Here is a 15,725-nt window from a genome sequence, read left to right as displayed (position 1 = left end):
GGACCGGTCCGGGTGCTTACGCTCCTGATCATGGCAATCCCGCAGTCCGCGCCGACCCACCCCGCGCTGCTCACCGACCGGTACGAGCTCACGATGGTCGCCGCGGCGCTGGCCGACGGCACGGCCGACCGGGACTGCGTGTTCGAGGTGTTCGCGCGCCGCCTGCCGCACGGGCGCCGCTACGGCGTGCTGGCCGGCACCGGCCGCCTGCTCGAGGCGCTCCCCCGCTTCCGCTTCGGCGACGAGGAGCTGGCCACCCTCCGCGCGCAGGGGCTGACCGACGAGCGCCTGCTCGGCTGGCTGGCCGACTTCGAGTTCGCCGGCGAGGTCGAAGGCTACGCCGAGGGCGAGCTGTTCTTCCCCGGCTCCCCGGTGCTGACCGTCCGGGCGCCGTTCGCGCAGGGCGTGCTGCTGGAGACCCTCGCGCTGTCGGTGCTCAACCACGACAGCGCGATCGCCTCGGCCGCCGCGCGCATGATCGGCGCGGCCTGCGGCCGTCCGTGCATCGAGATGGGCTCGCGGCGCACCCACGAGGAGGCCGCGGTCGCCGCGGCCCGCGCGGCGTACCTGGTCGGGTTCGCGTCGTCGTCGAACCTCGAGGCCGGCCGCCGCTACGGGGTGCCGACGACGGGGACCAGCGCGCACGCCTTCACGCTGCTGCACGACAGCGAGCGGGCGGCCTTCGAGGCGCAGGTGGCCACCCTCGGCACCGGGACGACGCTGCTGGTCGACACCTACGACGTCGAGCAGGGCATCCGGACGGCGGTGGAGGTCGCCGGCCGGGAGCTCGGCGGGATCCGCCTGGACTCCGGCGACCTGCCGACGCTGGCCACCCGCGCGCGGGAGCTGCTCGACGAGCTCGGCGCCACCCGGACCCGGATCATCGTCACCAGCGACCTCGACGAGTACGCGATCGCCGGGCTGATGGCCGCGCCGGTCGACGGCTACGGCGTGGGCACCTCGCTGGTCACCGGCTCGGGCGCGCCGACGATGGGCATGGTCTACAAGCTGGTCGAGCGGGAGGGCGTGCCCGTCGCCAAGCGCAGCGAGGGCAAGAACTCGGTGGGCGGGCGCAAGAACGCCGTCCGGCGGCACGACGCGAACGGCACGGCGACCGCCGAGGTCATCAGCGCCGCGCCGATCGCGCCCGAGGACGGCGACCGCGACCTGGTGGTGCCCCTGGTGTCGGGCGGCAAGGTGCTCAGCGACGCCACGCCCTCCGCGGCGCTGGCCGAGGCGCGGGCGCACCACGAGCGGGTGCGCGCCGCCCTGCCCGCGGAGGCGTGGGCGCTCTCCCGCGGCGAGTGCGCGTTGGAGATCATGACCCCATGACGCGTGCGCTGATCGTCGTCGACGTCCAGAACGACTTCTGCGAGGGCGGCAGCCTCGCCGTCGCCGGGGGCACGGCCGTGGCCGGGGCGATCACCGAGCACGTCCGGGCGGGCACCGGGGGCTACGACCACGTCGTCGCCACCCGGGACCACCACGTCGACCCCGGCGGCCACTTCCACGAGACCCCGGACTTCGTCGAGACGTGGCCGGCGCACTGCGTCGCCGGCACCGAGGGTGTGGAGCTGCACGAGGGCCTCGACCGCGGCCTGGTCGAGGCGGTGTTCGACAAGGGCCACTACTCGGCGGCGTACTCGGGGTTCGAGGGCAGCTCGGACGGCGTCGGGCTGGCCGACTGGCTGCGCGAGCGGGGGGTGGACGCCGTCGACGTCGTCGGGATCGCCACCGACCACTGCGTGCGCGCCACCGCCCTCGACGCAGTCGCCGCCGGCTTCCGCACCCGGGTGCTGCTGCCGCTCACCGCGGGCGTGGCCGAGGCGTCGACCGACGCCGCGCTGGACCAGCTGCGCACGGCCGGCGTGGAGCTCGAGGGCGCCGTCCACTCGCCCCGCTGACCGCCGCGATCATGGCGCCGCGACCGCTCAGGAGCGCCTCGCGGTGGTCGGGACGCCATGATCGTCGAGGGGGACGGCGTCGAGCACCTCGTCCCTGGTGAAACCGAGGACCTGCAGGACGGCGTCGAGGTAGGGCAGGTTGAGCGCGGCGTGCGCCTGCTCGCGCACGACCGGCTTGGCGTTGAACGCGATGCCGAGGCCCGCGGCGTTGAGCATGTCGAGGTCGTTGGCGCCGTCGCCGACGGCGACCGTCTGCTCGAGCGGGATGCCGTGCTCGTCGGCGAACCGCTGCAGCGCCTTGGCCTTGCCCGGCCGGTCGACGATCTCGCCGACGAGGCCGCCGGTGAGCCGGCCGTCGGCGACCTCGAGGGTGTTGGCCGCGGCGAAGTCCAGGCCGAGCTCCTCGGCGAGCGGGTCGGTGATCTGGGTGAACCCGCCGCTGACGACGCCGCAGCGGAAGCCCAGCCGCTTGAGGGTGCGGATCAGCGTGCGGGCGCCCGGGGTGAGCACCAGCGCCTCGCGGACCTCGTCGAGCACCTCGACCGGCAGCCCGGCGAGCGCAGCCACCCGCTTGCGCAGCGACTCGGCGAAGTCCAGCTCGCCGTTCATCGCCGCCGCGGTGATGCGGGCGACCTCCGCGGCCCGGCCGGCGCGGGCGGCCAGCTCGTCGATCACCTCGCCGCGCACCAGCGTGGAGTCGACGTCGAGCACGATCAGCCGCTTGCTGCGCCGGGCCAGGCCGGCCTGCTCGACGGCGATGTCGGCGCCGGTGGCCGCCGCGACCGAGGCCAGCTCCGTGCGCAGGGCGGTGGAGTCGGCGCCGGAGACGGTCAGCTCGAAGCTGGTGACCGGGTAGTCCGACAGCCGCCGGATCGCGTCGATGTTGCCGCCGATGGCCGCGATCGCCTGCGCGGCACCCGCGACCGCGCCGGGTGGCACCGGCCGGCCGAGGACGATCACGTGGTGCGGGCGGCCCGGCCGCTCCGGCTCGGGCCCGGACGCCGGCTCCACGCGCACCTGGACGCCGGTGGCGCCGGAGACCTCGCCGGCCAGCCGGACCAGCCGCGCCAGCAGCGCGTCCTCCCCCTCCGGCCCCGCGCCCTCCGCCGGCAGCGCGCCGACGACGACGCCGAGCACGAGCTGGCCGTGGACGACGACCTGCTCGACGTCGAGCACCTCCAGCGGGGCCACCCCGTTCCCCGAGCCGGCCAGCGCGCCGAACAGGCGGGCGGTCACCCCGGGCCGGTCGACCCCGGTGACGGTCAGCAGCGCGCGGGGGCCCGGATCGGCGGGGTGCAACGACACGTCGTCATCGTGCCGCACCGCGCCCGGCGGCCCGGGCACCGGCCCGGCGGACGCACGACGCCCCGCCGGCCGGGTGGCCGACGGGGCGTCGCGGGGAGCTGCTGCGCTCAGCTGGGGTCGGGGTCCTTGGAGCCCGCGCGCTCGCCCTCGGTCAGGCCGACCTCGCTGACCCCGGCGTACGGCTGGTGCCGCTTGCCCATGTGCGCCTCGGCCTCCAGCCGGTCGATGAGGTGCGGGTAGTGCGCCTCGAACGCCGGGCGGATGCCGCGGATGCGCGGGATCTCGAGGAAGTTGTGCCGCGGCGGCGGCGAGGACGTCGCCCACTCCAGCGAGTTTCCGTGGCCCCAGGGGTCGTCGCGCAGCGCCAGCTGCCCGTACTTCCAGGAGCGGATCACGTTGTAGACGAACGGGATCGCCGAGGCGCCCAGCACGAAGCTGAAGATCGTCGAGATCGTGTTCAGCGTGGTGAAGGTGTCGGTGGGCAGGTAGTCGACGTAGCGGCGCGGCATGCCCTCGTTGCCCAGCCAGTGCTGCACGAGGAACGTGCCGTGGAAGCCCACGAACGTCAGCCAGAAGTGGATCTTGCCGAGCCGCTCGTCCATCATGCGGCCGCACATCTTCGGGAACCAGAAGTAGATGCCCGCGTAGGCGGCGAACACGACGGTGCCGAAGACGACGTAGTGGAAGTGGGCCACCACGAAGTAGCTGTCGGAGAGGTGCCAGTCCAGCGGCGGCGAGGCCAGCAGCACGCCGGTGAGGCCGCCCAGGAGGAAGGTCACCAGGAAGCCGATCGACCACAGCATCGGCGACTCGAAGGTCAGCTGGCCCTTCCACATGGTGCCGATCCAGTTGACGAACTTGATGCCGGTCGGGACGGCGATCAGGTAGGTCAGGAAGCTGAAGAACGGCAGCAGCACCGCGCCGGTGGCGAACATGTGGTGCGCCCACACGGCCAGCGAAAGGAACGCGATGGACAGCGTCGCGAAGACCATGCCCTTGTAGCCGAACAGCGGCTTGCGGCTGAAGACCGGGATGACCTCGGTGATGATGCCGAAGAACGGCAGCGCGATGATGTAGACCTCGGGGTGGCCGAAGTACCAGAACAGGTGCTGGTACAGCATCGGGCCGCCGTTCTCATCGGAGTAGATGAGCGCGCCGAGGTTGCGGTCGGCCAGCAGGCCGAACAGCGCCGCGGTGAGGATCGGGAACGCCAGCAGCACCAGGATGCTGGTGACCAGCGTGTTCCAGGTGAAGATCGGCATCCGGAACATGGTCATGCCGGGCGCGCGCAGGCAGACGATCGTCGCCACGAAGTTGACGCCGCCGAGGATCGTGCCCAGGCCGGAGACGGCCAGGCCGGCGATCCACAGGTTGGCGCCGGCGCCCGGGGAGTTCACGACGTCGGAGAGCGGCGTGTAGGCCGTCCAGCCGAAGTCCGCGGCGCCGCCCGGGGTCAGGAAGCCCGAGACCGCGGTCATGCTGCCGAACAGGAACAGCCAGTACGAGAACGCGTTCAGCCGCGGGAACGCCACGTCCGGCGCGCCGATCTGCAGCGGCATGATCAGGTTCGCGAACGCGAAGAACAGCGGGGTGGCGAAGAACAGCAGCATCACCGTGCCGTGCATGGTGAACAGCTGGTTGTACTGCTCCGGCGACAGGAACTGCAGACCCGGCCTGGCGAGCTCGCCGCGCATGAGCAGTGCCATCAACCCGCCGACCAGGAACCACACGAACGACGTGGTCAGGTACATCAGGCCGATGGTCTTGTGGTCCGTGGTCCGCAGCAGGTTCGAGAGCCGCGACCCCTTCTGGGCCACGTGAACCGGGCTGGGCCGGCTCACGATGGGCGCCGGTGCGATCGTCACGACTTCGGAGCTTAAACGGTGCCCCCGACGGCGCTCGCCGACGCCCTGCGGCACGCCGTGATCGCGACCGGGTCGTTACGCCCGACGGCGGTAGCGTCCCCCGCCGTGACCCTCGCCGGCCTGGCCCTGGTCCTCGCGATCGGCTTCGTGGCCGGCCTGGTGGCCCGCGCCGTCGTCCCCGGCAGGCAGAACTTCGGCGTCCTCGCCACGCTGCTGCTCGGGCTGGTCGGCTCGGTGGTGGGCAACCTCCTCGCCGCGCTGCTGCGCGGCGAGGAGCCGCGCGTCGACGTGGGCGGCTGGTGGGCCTCGATCGCCGGTGCCGTCGTCGTCCTCGTGCTGTGGGTCGCGCTCGTCCCCGGCGGTCGCCGCCGGTCGCGCCGTCGCTGACCGCGCGGCACGATCCGGCCATGGCACCCCGGGTCGGTCGCGCGCAGGTGCTGGCGTGGCGGCTGGCCGGCCACGGCCTGGCCGAGCGGCTGCCCGCCGGGCGCCGGGCCGAGGCGGTCCGGCCGGCCGGGCTGCGCACCGGGGGGCCCGACTCCGCCCTCGTCGGCTGGCACGCGCGGGCCGAGGGGGTGAGGCGGGGCGACCTGGACGACGCCCTGGCCGGGCGCCGCTGGGTGGAGGGACCCACCGCCCGCGGCGCCCGGGTCGTCGACCCGCGCGACCACGCCGCCCTCACCGTGGGTGCGCTGCCCCCGGACGACGAGGCGCTGGCCGACCGGCTGCGCCGCCGCGGGGCGGCGACGGGCGCCGATCCCGGCGCGCTGCTGCGCGACGGGACCGCCGCGGCCCGCGCCGCGCTGGCCGACGGGCCGCGGACGCAGGCCGAGCTCTCCCGGGCGGTGACCCGCGGGCTGCCCGCCTCGGCCTGGGCGTTCTGCCGCCCGTGCGACGCCGTGCACGTCGACGTCGGGTTGTTCGGCATGGTCGCGCTGGCGGTCGGCTGGGTCCGCGGGGACGACGGCGCGTTCGTGCTGCCCGAGCAGCGGCTGGCCGAGCCGCCCGACCGCGACCCGCAGGCGGCGGCCACGGCCCTGCTGGCCTGGTTCCTGCGCGCCTTCTCCCCCACCACGCCCGCCGAGCTCGCCGCCTGGCTCGCCGTCGGCGCCGCGGAGGCCCGGCAGCGGTGGGCCTCGGCACCCGAGCTCGCCGAGGTGGCGGTCGACGGCCGCCGCGCCTGGGTGCCCGCGGCCGACCTCGACGCCCTCCTCGCGGCCGAGCCGGCCGACGGCGTCCGGCTGCTGCCGCCCTACGACAGCGCGCTGGAGGGGCCCGACCGCACCGCGCTGGTGCCGGACCGCCACCTGCACGGGGAGGTCTGGCGGATGGTCGCGAACCCGGGCGTGGCGGTGGTGGACGGCGTGGTGTCCTGCGCGTGGCGGGCGCGCAAGAAGGGACGCGGCCTGGAGGTGGCGCTCCTGCCGCTCTGCGACTGGCGGCCCGCGCACGAACGGCGCGTCACCGCCGGGCTGGCCGAGGTGGCGGCGCTGCGCGGGGCGGAGCTGACCGGGGTAGAGGTCAGGCCGGCGCCCAGGTCGTGACGTCGACCGCGACGGTCACCCGCACCGGCTCGGGCAGCCGGGCCACGGCCACCGCCAGCTGCTCCGGGGCGAGGTGGCGGGCGTGCGGGCCCATGCCGACCAGCGTCGCCACGGCGTCCCGGCCGAGCGACAGCTGCTCGCGGTGCGCGGCCGCGCGCACCGGCCGCAGGTGCGGCTCGAGCGAGGCCGCCGTCCGCGCGCCCTTGTCGGGGTCGACGCGCAGCAGGCCGAGCGGCGCCACCAGCTCGGCGAGGTGGTCGGCCGCCGGGGTGACCACGACCAGCCGCCCGCCCGGCCGCAGCACCCGCGCGGTCTCCGGGCCGTTGCGCGGCGCGAAGACGACGAGCACCCGGTCCAGCACGGCGTCGCGCACCGGCAGCCGCGCCCACGTGTCGGCGACGACGGCCATCGCCCGCGGGTGCGCCCGGGCCGCCCGCCGGGCGGCGTACGGGGAGGAGTCGAGGACCACCCCGGCGGCGTCGGGCACCCGGTCGAGGACGGCGGCCAGGTGGTGGCCGGTACCCCCGCCGAGGTCGAGCAGGGAGCCGGGGACGCCGTCGGCGAGGACGGCGGCGGTCAGCGCCGCGGTCACGCCGGCGTAGGCGCCCGAGTCCAGGAAGGCGACCCGGTCGGCGACCATCGCGGCCGAGTCACCCGACGGCGGGCGGTGCCCCGGCGGCAGCAGCGTCAGGTGCCCCTGCCGCGCCCGGTCGAACGCGTGTCCCGCGGCGCAGCGCAGCCCGTCGGGCGTCGCGGAGAAGCCGGTGCCGCAGACGGGGCAGGCCAGCAGCGAGACCGAGCGTCCCGGCAGCGTCGGTCGCGCGGACACCTCAGCGCGGCACCGGGTGGAACGTGACGTCGTGCAGGCCGCCGTCGGACGCGACCGCGGTGACGAAGGTGCCGTGCGGCTGCCGCCGGCGGTCGGTGGGCGAACCGGGGTTGATCAGCCGCAGGCCGGTGCCGGCGGTGGTGTCCCACGGGATGTGGCTGTGCCCGAAGACCAGGACGTCGGTGTCGGGGAACCGCGCGGCGCACCGCTCCTCGCGGCCCTTCTTGTCGCCGGTCTCGTGCACCACCGCGAGGCGGACCCCCTCGACCTCGGCCCGCGCCACCTCGGGCAACCGCTCGCGCAGGGGGCCGTGGTCGTTGTTGCCGTGCACCCCGAGCAGCCGCCGGGAGCGCGCCTCGAGCTCGTCGAGGAGGGCGACGTCCACCCAGTCGCCGGCGTGCACGACGACGTCCGCGGCGTCGATCGCGGCCCACAAGGAATGAGGTAGGTCACGCGACCGCTTCGGGATGTGCGTATCTGCGGTCAACACCAGCGAAACAGGCACGACGAGATGGTCGCAGGCCGATACCTTCCCCGATCGGCTCCCCGGCCACCGCCGAGACGACGAAGGCCGAGACGACGAAGGAAGAGACGTGACCGACCCCGTACCCGTGACCACACCCCCCGGCGCGGACGAGCCCTACCCCCGGCGGTGGCTCGCCCTCGCGGTCATCGCCGTGACCGTGCTGATGATCATCCTCGACGCCACGATCGTGAACATCGCGCTGCCGGCGGTCTCCACCGACCTCGACATCAGCGCGGCGACGCAGCAGTGGATCGTCACCGCCTACACCCTCACCTTCGGTGGCTTCCTGCTGCTCGGCGGCCGGATCGCCGACTTCTGGGGCCGCAAGCGCACCTACCTGGTGGGTGCGGGTGGCTTCGCGCTCGCCTCCGCCCTCGGCGGCATCGCGACCAACGAGGCCCTGCTGTTCGCCGCGCGCGCCCTGCAGGGTGCCTTCGGCGCGCTGCTCGGCCCGGCGTCGCTCGCGCTGCTGACCGTGCTGTTCACCGACGCCAAGGAGCGCGCCAAGGCGTTCGGGGTGTACGGCGCGATCGCCGGCGGCGGTTCCGCGGTCGGTCTGCTGCTCGGCGGCGTCCTCACCGAGTACGTCGACTGGCGCTGGTGCTTCTGGGTCAACGTGCCGGTCGCGGTGATCGCGATCGCCGCGGCGATCCCGTTCGTGCCGGAGAGCAAGGCGCCCGGCGAGACCAGCTACGACATCCCGGGGGCCGTGCTGGTGACCCTCGGCCTCACCTCGTTCGTCTACGGGTTCACCCGCGTGGCCGAGGCCTCGCAGGAGAACGCCGCGGCGGGCAGCAGCGAGACGGGGTGGTCCGAGCCCTGGGCGCTGTTCTTCATCGGCGTCGGCGTGCTCCTGGTGGCGCTGTTCGTCGTCGTCGAGCTGCGGGTGCGCAACCCGCTGCTGCCGATGCGGCTGGTCCTCGACCGCAACCGCGGTGGCGCGTACCTCACCTCCACGCTGGTCGGCGCGGGGCTCATCGGGGCGTTCTTCTTCCTGAGCCTCTACTTCCAGCAGGTGCTCGGCTACGAGCCGGTCGAGGCCGGCTTCGCCTCGCTGCCGTCCACCCTGGGCGTGCTGATCTCCGCCGGCCTCGCCAGCGGCCTCGTGCCCAGGATCGGGCCGAAGCCGCTGATGGTCGCCGGTGGCGTGATCGCCTCGAGCGGGCTGTTCCTGCTGTCGTTCCTCGACGTCGACAGCGGGTTCTGGGGCCTGGCCTTCCCCGGCCAGCTGCTGCTCGGTCTCGGCCTGGGCTTCACCTTCGTGCCGCTGGCCAACCTCGCCCTCATCGGCGTGGGCACGCACGACGCCGGCGCCGCCAGCGCGGTGCTGCAGGCGGTCCAGCAGGTCGGCGCCTCGATCGGCACCGCGCTGCTGGCCACCCTGTCGGTGTCGGCCATCACCGCGTCGTTCGCCGACCAGGCGGCACGGGCCGCGGCGTCCGGTACGAACCCGGAGGACCCGGCCGTGGCGCAGGCGATCAACCTCACCGCGCAGGTCGAGGGCTACACGACGGCCTTCACCTGGGCCGCCGGCCTGCTCCTCGTGGGCGCGCTGGTCTCCGCCGTGCTGATCAAGGCCACCAAGGAGGACCTGCCCGCCGAGGGCGACGCCCTCGTGCACGCCGGGTAGGCAGCGCACGCCGACCGCCCGCGTCCCGCTCGGGGCGCGGGCGGTCGTGCGTTCAAGGGCGGTTCTGCGCGGCGAGGGCCCGCAGGTGGGCGTTGTACGCCTCGAGCTCGGCGTCGTCGTCCCGCTTCGCCTGGCGGTCGTCGCGGCGGCCGCGGCGCTCCTCCGAGCCGGCCCAGGAGAAGAAGACGACGGCCAGCACGAGCACGGTGGGCAGCTCGGAGAAGGCCCACGCGATGCTGCCGGCGGTGCCCTGGTCGGCGAGCGGGTCGACGCCCCACGACGCCGGCGGCCGGGCGAACGCCTCCACGACGAGCGACCCGGCCATCATGATCGCCACCCCGAAGAAGGCGTGGAACGGCACGGGGACGACCAGCTCGAGGATCCGCCCGGCGTGGCCGAGGGTCCGCGGCCACGGGTCCTGGCCCAGGATCGGCCCGAAGAACAGCAGCCCGGTGACCAGGAAGTGGGCCAGCATGAACTGGTGGCCCAGCGGATCGGCCATCAGGTCGTCGAAGACGGGCGTGAAGTAGACGCCGTAGAGGCTGCCCAGGAACAGCGGCAGCGTGAAGAACGGGTGCGAGAGGATCCGGGCCACCCGGCTGTGCAGCGCCTCGAGCAGCAGCGCGCGCGGCGCCCCGGCCGCGCCCCTGCCCCGCGGCAGCGCCCGCAGCGCCAGCGTCACCGGGGAGCCGCAGAGCAGCAGCAGCGGCGAGATCATCGTCAGCACCATGTGCTGCACCATGTGGATGCTGAACAGCACCATGCCGTAGCCGGACAGCCAGGTCCCGGTGACGGCGAACAGCGAGACCGCCCCGGCGACGAACGACGCCGTCCGCCACCACGGCCAGGCGACCCTGGAGCGGCGCAGCCGGACGACGCCCACCAGGTAGGCCAGCAGCGCCACCAGGCTCAGGACGGCGACGATCGACCAGCCGTCGAGGTGCGGCACGAACATCCGGCCCCACGTCGGTGGCTGGTCGGGCATCCACATGCCCGAGTGGTCGTGCTCCACCGGCTCAGTCTCCCACCTCGGCGGGGCGGTCCGGGGGCGTGCCTAGATCTGGACGCCGCGCTCCCGCAGCCACGGGATCGGGTCGACCTTCTCCCCGTCGAGACCGCCGACGTGCACCTCGAAGTGCAGGTGCGGGCCGGTGGACTGACCGCGGTTGCCGAGCAGGGCGATGGTGTCGCCGGCCTTCACCACCTGGCCGGGCTGCACGAGGATCTCCTCCATGTGCCCGTAGACGGTGACGTCGCCGTTCTCGTGCTGGATGTAGACCGCGTTGCCGTAGCCGGAGGCCGGGCCGGCCTCGAGCACGACGCCGTCCATGGCCGCGTACTCCGGGGTCAGCATGGGCGCGGCGAGGTCGATGCCGGCGTGCAGGGTGCCCCAGCGGAAGCCGAAGCCGCTGGTGAGCCGGGCGCCGTTGACCGGCAGCACCGCCTTGGGCCGGTTGGCCTCGGCGATGGCCTCGGCGGCCAGCCGGTCGGCCTCGGCCTGCGCCGCGATGGCCTGCGTCTGCTGGGCCTCGCGGGTGGCACGGCTGGCCGCGAGCTCGGCGAGGCGGTCGGTGTCGTGCGCGTCGGGCGCGGCGAGCGTCTCCGAGGAGATGCCGAGCTCGGCGGCCACGCTCATCGAGTGGCTGGGCTCCTCGGCCGGGTCGGCCTGCGCCGCCGGGCCGGCGTAGACGGCGACGACGCCCAGCGCGCCCACCAGGGTGGCGGCCGCGCAGAGGGCGGGACGGCGGCGCAGCAGCCGGCCGCGCCACGGCCGGCGGGCGAGGTGGCGGGCAGGGGTGCCGTCGCCGTCCTCCTCGCCGGTCGCGGGCTCCTCGACGAGGTCGGCGGGCTCGATGACGTCAGCGGGCTCGACGGCGACCTCGGGGGTCGGCTCCGGGGTCGGCTCGGCGCTCGCCTCGGCGGCCGGACGCGGACGCGGCGTGGGGCGCGGGCGCGGCCTCGGCGCGGCCTCGGCGGTGGGCGCGGTGGACTTCTCGGCGGCCGTGGTCCCGGTCGCCGCCGGCTCGGCCGTCGGGGCCTTCGCCTTCCTCGGCGCGGGGGCGGGCTTCGCAGCCGTCGCCTTCGTGGCGGTGGAGGTCGAGCCGGGGCGGGTGCTCCGGGGCTTCTGCGCGTCTCCCTGGCGCGGCGCGGGGGCAGCCTTCGAGGCCTTCTCCCCGGCCGAGGCGGCCGGCCGCCGCCGGGACCGCGTCCCTCCGGCTGGGGCGAGGGAGGTTCCGGCGCGCGTGCGGGGCGCCGAGCCCTCGTCGGGGAGGCGGTCGTGGTCGTGCGAGGACATGCACCTGACTTCCGTCGGCGGACAAGTTCGTTCGCCCCGGGAAGGAGGGCGTGCGCCCAGCCGGCGGAGGCGGGCGAGAGCCATGTAAACACGTCGTGACCTGTTCGTGACCTGCGCGGCTGGGAATAGGGCCTCAAATCATGAGCTGGGTCACAAAGCCTCACCGATGTCGTTCAGCGCTGAGTAGAGCAATGTTTGCGGAGCGTGAGCGACACGCCGTGCTCCGCCAGTGAAACGGGCGACGAGCGTCACGAAGGGGCAGGAGAGGCCTTCGGAGGCCGATCCGCGGCCCGATCGAGGGAGAAGTCCTTACATGCGCGCAGTGACGTGGCACGGCCGTGCCGACGTCCGGGTGGACACCGTCCCGGACCCGACGATCCAGGAGCCGACCGACGTGATCGTGGAGATCACCTCGAGCGGCATCTGCGGGTCCGACCTGCACCTCATCGAGGTCATGGCGCCCTTCATGACCGTCGGCGACGTGATGGGCCACGAGCCGATGGGCGTGGTCCGCGAGGTCGGGGCGGAGGTCACCGCGGTCACACCCGGCGACCGCGTCGTCGTCCCGTTCAACATCTCCTGCGGCACCTGCTGGATGTGCTCGCAGGGCCTGCAGTCGCAGTGCGAGACGACCCAGAACCGGGAGAAGGGCTTCGGCGCCTCCCTGTTCGGCTACACGAAGCTCTACGGGCAGGTGCCCGGCGGGCAGGCCGAGTACCTGCGGGTGCCCTTCGGCAACACGCTGCCGATCAAGGTGCCCGACGGCCCGCCGGACGACCGGTTCGTCTACCTCTCCGACGTGCTGCCCACCGCATGGCAGGCCGTGCAGTACGCCGGCATCCCCCAGGGCGGCAGCGTGATGGTGCTCGGCCTGGGGCCCATCGGCGACATGTCCGCCCGCATCGCCCAGCACCTGGGTGCCGCGCAGGTCTTCGGCGTGGACGACGTCCCCGAGCGGCTGGCGCGAGCGCGGGCCCGGGGCGTGTCGACCATCGAGACGACGAAGAAGGACGAGGTCGTCGCCGCCGTCCGGGACGCCACCGACGGCCGCGGGCCGGACGCCGTGATCGACGCCGTCGGCATGGAGGCGCACGGCTCACCGCTGGCCACCATCGCGCAGAAGGCGACGGCGATCGTCCCCGACGCGGTGATGGAGAAGGTCATGCAGGTGGCCGGCGTCGACCGGCTCGCCGCCCTGAACACCGCGATCGAGGCCGTCCGGCGCGGCGGCACGATCTCGCTGTCGGGGGTCTACGGCGGTGCCACCGACCCGCTGCCGCTCATGCGCATGTTCGACAAGCAGATCCAGCTGCGCATGGGCCAGGCCAACGTGTGGCGCTGGGTGCCCGACATCCTGCCGCTGGTCGAGGCCGAGGACTTCCTCGGCGTCGAGGAGTTCGCCACGCACCACGTGCCGCTGGAGGAGGCGCCGCGGGCCTACGCCAACTTCCGCGAGAAGAAGGACGGCGCGGTCAAGGTCCTGCTCAAGCCGTGACGGCGGGCGCCCGGGCCGGGTCTTCCCGGCCCGGGCGCATGACCGGTCCGGGCCGGGGCAGGAGCCGGGCATGACGACCACCGCGGAGCAGTCGGGCCAGTTCACCCTCGGAGACCGCACGGTGCACCGGACGGGCTACGGCGCGATGCAGCTGGCCGGGCCGCACGTGATGGGGCCGCCGGACGACCGCGACGGCGCGATCGCCGTCCTGCGCCGCGCCGTGGAGCTGGGCGTCGACCACATCGACACCAGCGACTACTACGGCCCGCACGTGACCAACGAGGTCATCCGTGAGGCGCTGCACCCGTACCCGGACGACCTGACGATCGCCACCAAGGTCGGCGCGCGCCGGACGCCGGACGGTGCCTGGCCGGAGGCCCTCTCCCCCGACGAGCTGCGGACGGCGGTGCACGACAACCTCGACCACCTCGGCGTCGACGCGCTCGACGTGGTGAACCTGCGCATGCCGGGCTTCTCCGCGCCGGTGCAGCGGTCGCTGGCCGAGCCGTTCGAGACCCTCGCCGAGCTGCAGCAGCAGGGGCTGGTCAAGCACCTCGGCGTCAGCAACGTGACCCCGCAGATGCTCGCCGAGGCGCAGGGGATCGCGCCGGTCGTGTGCGTGCAGAACCACTACAACCTGGTCCACCGGGCCGACGACCCGCTGGTCGACGCGCTGGCGCGCGAGGGCATCGCGTTCGTGCCCTACTTCCCGCTGGGCGGCTTCAGCCCCCTGCAGTCGGCGGCGCTGGAGACGGTCGCGCGCCGGCTGGAGACGACGCCGATGCAGGTGGCGCTGGCCTGGCTGCTCGCCCGCTCCCCCAACATCCTGCTCATCCCGGGCACGCGGTCGGTCGCGCACCTCGAGGAGAACCTGCGGGCCGCGGCGCGGGTGCTCGGCCCGGTGGAGCTGCAGGAGCTGGACCGCATCGGCGGCACCGGGGAGCCCGACGTCGCCCTCTGAGGTGCTTCATCGGGACTGAGCACCTCGTGGCCCCCTCAGCCACGGACCGGGCCGAGCACCCGGTCCAGGTACCCGTTGGCCAGCACCCCGGTCGGGTCGAGGCGGTCGCGCACCGCGGTGAACTCGTCGAACCGCGGGTAGCGCTCGCGGAGCACGGCAGCGTCGAGGCCGTGCAGCTTGCCCCAGTGCGGGCGGCCGCCGACCTCGCCGGCGATGCGCTCGAGGGTCTCGAACCAGCGGCCGGGGTCGGTGCCGGCGGGCACGTGCGCGGCGACGTAGGCGCTGTCGCGGCCGGAGGCGGTGGACAGCGGGATGTCGTCGGCGGCCGCCACCCGCACCTCCACGGGGAACGCCTCGCGCCAGTCGCTGGCCTCGTGCGCCCGCCGCAGCTCGCCGAGCACCGCCGGCGCGGCCTCCCGGGGCACCGCGTACTCCATCTCGAGGAAGCGCACCCGGCGGCGGCTGACGAAGACCCGGTGCGCGTGGTCGGTCCACGTGCGCGGGCCGAGCGCCTTGGCCGACATCCGGGCCAGCTGCGGCACCAGGGCGGGCACGCGCTTGCCGGCGGCGACCACGCCGGCGAAGGCGACGTTGGAGAGCACCTCGTCGTCCCAGACCGCCCGCCAGCGCGGCAGCGGGTCGACCTCCTCGATCGGCACCCGGGTGTTGCACTTGAGCAGGACTGCGTCGGTGTGCGGGAACCAGTAGAACTCGACGTGGTCGGTCGACGTCACGAGCTCGTCGAACTCGGCCAGCGCCCGGGTCAGCGTGCCGGGGCCCTCCACCGCGCGCAGGGCGAACGCCGGCACCGCCTGCAGGGTGACCGCGGTGACGACGCCGAGCGCGCCCAGGCTCACCCGGGCGGCGGAGAACACGTCGGCGTCGTGGCCGGCGTCGCAGCGCAGCACCTCCCCCGCGGGCGTCACCAGCTCCACGCCGCGCACCTGCGTGGCGAGCCCCCCGAAGCCGGCGCCGGTGCCGTGGGTCCCGGTGGACAGCGCGCCGGCGATCGTCTGCCGGTCGATGTCGCCGAGGTTGGTCAGCGCCCACCCGCGGCGGGCCAGCTCGGCGTTGAGCCGGTGCAGCGGCGTCCCGGCACCGACCGTCACCAGGCCCGACTCGGTCACGTCGTGGATGCCGACCAGCCGGTCGGCCACCAGCTGCACGTCCTCGGGCCGGCCGATGCCGGTGAAGGAGTGCCCGCTGCCGATCGGCCGCACCCGGCGACCCTCGGCGGCGGCCCGGGTGAGGACGGCGGCGACCTCGTCGGCCGAGCCGGGGTGGACGACGTCGACGGTCGCCGACTGGTTGCCCGCCCAGTTGCGCCACCGCGTCCGCCCGCTGCTGCCCACCGGCTCGTCTCCGTCCAC

At 74.5% G+C, this 15,725-nt stretch carries 14 protein-coding genes; 7 read left to right on the top strand and 7 right to left on the bottom strand.

All coding sequences use genetic code 11. From position 1 onward, the window contains the following. The first annotated feature begins 30 nt into the window (after positions 1 to 30). Together ACI8AF_RS12650 and ACI8AF_RS12645 are read left to right on the top strand one after the other, a co-directional pair. Positions 31 to 1,332 carry a nicotinate phosphoribosyltransferase gene (locus ACI8AF_RS12650; protein ID WP_456540062.1) on the top strand — a complete coding sequence of 434 codons (1,302 nt, stop codon included), beginning with the start codon at positions 31 to 33 and terminating at the stop codon, positions 1,330 to 1,332. Continuing rightward, the gene (locus ACI8AF_RS12645; protein ID WP_456540061.1) at positions 1,329 to 1,904 is read left to right on the top strand and encodes a nicotinamidase; all 576 of its coding nucleotides are present in this window, start codon (positions 1,329 to 1,331) and stop codon (positions 1,902 to 1,904) included. Before ACI8AF_RS12650 ends, ACI8AF_RS12645 begins: the two co-directional genes overlap by 4 nt. Before the next feature lie 27 nt (positions 1,905 to 1,931). Here ACI8AF_RS12645 and serB read toward each other — a convergent pair whose 3' ends face one another. Together serB and ctaD are read right to left on the bottom strand one after the other, a co-directional pair. Beyond that, positions 1,932 to 3,209, bottom strand: a complete 1,278-nt coding sequence (gene serB, locus ACI8AF_RS12640; RefSeq protein WP_456540060.1) for a phosphoserine phosphatase SerB — start codon at positions 3,207 to 3,209, stop codon at positions 1,932 to 1,934. Positions 3,210 to 3,316: 107 nt separating this feature from the next. Continuing rightward, on the bottom strand, positions 3,317 to 5,074 hold the full coding sequence (gene ctaD / locus ACI8AF_RS12635; RefSeq protein WP_456540059.1) for an aa3-type cytochrome oxidase subunit I: 1,758 nt from the start codon (positions 5,072 to 5,074) through the stop codon (positions 3,317 to 3,319). Between the two features lie 105 nt (positions 5,075 to 5,179). On the opposite strand from ctaD, the gene ACI8AF_RS12630 reads away from it, so the two are divergent. Further along, on the top strand, positions 5,180 to 5,461 hold the full coding sequence (locus ACI8AF_RS12630) for a GlsB/YeaQ/YmgE family stress response membrane protein (RefSeq protein WP_456540058.1): 282 nt from the start codon (positions 5,180 to 5,182) through the stop codon (positions 5,459 to 5,461). Between the two features lie 20 nt (positions 5,462 to 5,481). Further along, the gene (locus ACI8AF_RS12625; RefSeq protein ID WP_456540057.1) at positions 5,482 to 6,618 is read left to right on the top strand and encodes a DNA glycosylase AlkZ-like family protein; all 1,137 of its coding nucleotides are present in this window, start codon (positions 5,482 to 5,484) and stop codon (positions 6,616 to 6,618) included. Here the strand turns inward: ACI8AF_RS12625 and ACI8AF_RS12620 are convergent. Next, positions 6,596 to 7,447 (bottom strand): putative RNA methyltransferase, encoded by an 852-nt coding sequence (locus tag ACI8AF_RS12620; protein ID WP_456540056.1) that lies wholly within the window; start codon positions 7,445 to 7,447, stop codon positions 6,596 to 6,598. The genes ACI8AF_RS12625 and ACI8AF_RS12620 overlap by 23 nt on opposite strands. A gap of 1 nt (position 7,448) precedes the next feature. Beyond that, complete coding sequence (locus tag ACI8AF_RS12615) at positions 7,449 to 7,937, bottom strand: metallophosphoesterase family protein (protein ID WP_456540055.1); 489 nt, start codon at positions 7,935 to 7,937, stop codon at positions 7,449 to 7,451. A gap of 121 nt (positions 7,938 to 8,058) precedes the next feature. Between ACI8AF_RS12615 and ACI8AF_RS12610 the strand changes: the two genes are divergently transcribed. Beyond that, positions 8,059 to 9,603 (top strand): MFS transporter, encoded by a 1,545-nt coding sequence (locus tag ACI8AF_RS12610; protein ID WP_456540054.1) that lies wholly within the window; start codon positions 8,059 to 8,061, stop codon positions 9,601 to 9,603. Positions 9,604 to 9,655: 52 nt separating this feature from the next. Here ACI8AF_RS12610 and ACI8AF_RS12605 read toward each other — a convergent pair whose 3' ends face one another. Together ACI8AF_RS12605 and ACI8AF_RS12600 are read right to left on the bottom strand one after the other, a co-directional pair. Further along, the gene (locus ACI8AF_RS12605) at positions 9,656 to 10,615 is read right to left on the bottom strand and encodes a cytochrome c oxidase assembly protein (protein ID WP_456540053.1); all 960 of its coding nucleotides are present in this window, start codon (positions 10,613 to 10,615) and stop codon (positions 9,656 to 9,658) included. Between the two features lie 42 nt (positions 10,616 to 10,657). Continuing rightward, positions 10,658 to 11,899 (bottom strand): peptidoglycan DD-metalloendopeptidase family protein, encoded by a 1,242-nt coding sequence (locus tag ACI8AF_RS12600; RefSeq protein ID WP_456540052.1) that lies wholly within the window; start codon positions 11,897 to 11,899, stop codon positions 10,658 to 10,660. A gap of 313 nt (positions 11,900 to 12,212) precedes the next feature. Here ACI8AF_RS12600 and ACI8AF_RS12595 point away from each other — a divergent pair, with 313 nt between their 5' ends. Beyond that, complete coding sequence (locus tag ACI8AF_RS12595; protein WP_456540051.1) at positions 12,213 to 13,394, top strand: zinc-dependent alcohol dehydrogenase; 1,182 nt, start codon at positions 12,213 to 12,215, stop codon at positions 13,392 to 13,394. Between the two features lie 70 nt (positions 13,395 to 13,464). Next, positions 13,465 to 14,355: an aldo/keto reductase family oxidoreductase gene (locus ACI8AF_RS12590; RefSeq protein WP_456540050.1), complete on the top strand. Its 891-nt coding sequence runs from the start codon at positions 13,465 to 13,467 to the stop codon at positions 14,353 to 14,355. Between the two features lie 35 nt (positions 14,356 to 14,390). Here ACI8AF_RS12590 and ACI8AF_RS12585 read toward each other — a convergent pair whose 3' ends face one another. Continuing rightward, on the bottom strand, positions 14,391 to 15,725 hold the full coding sequence (locus ACI8AF_RS12585; RefSeq protein ID WP_456540049.1) for a D-arabinono-1,4-lactone oxidase: 1,335 nt from the start codon (positions 15,723 to 15,725) through the stop codon (positions 14,391 to 14,393).

It is taken from the genome of Blastococcus sp. SYSU D00669 (assembly GCF_054050715.1).
This window is presented reverse-complemented; position numbering and strand designations above follow the sequence as displayed.

Excerpts from the sequence above, each read along its gene's own strand:
- ACI8AF_RS12650 (WP_456540062.1), top strand. The coding sequence starts at position 31 with ATGGCAATCCCGCAGTCCGCGCCGACCCACCCCGCGCTGCTCACCGAC.
- ACI8AF_RS12645 (WP_456540061.1), top strand. The coding sequence starts at position 1,329 with ATGACGCGTGCGCTGATCGTCGTCGACGTCCAGAACGACTTCTGCGAG.
- ACI8AF_RS12625 (WP_456540057.1), top strand. The coding sequence starts at position 5,482 with ATGGCACCCCGGGTCGGTCGCGCGCAGGTGCTGGCGTGGCGGCTGGCC.
- ACI8AF_RS12600 (WP_456540052.1), bottom strand. The coding sequence starts at position 11,899 with ATGTCCTCGCACGACCACGACCGCCTCCCCGACGAGGGCTCGGCGCCC.
- ACI8AF_RS12595 (WP_456540051.1), top strand. The coding sequence starts at position 12,213 with ATGCGCGCAGTGACGTGGCACGGCCGTGCCGACGTCCGGGTGGACACC.
- ACI8AF_RS12590 (WP_456540050.1), top strand. The coding sequence starts at position 13,465 with ATGACGACCACCGCGGAGCAGTCGGGCCAGTTCACCCTCGGAGACCGC.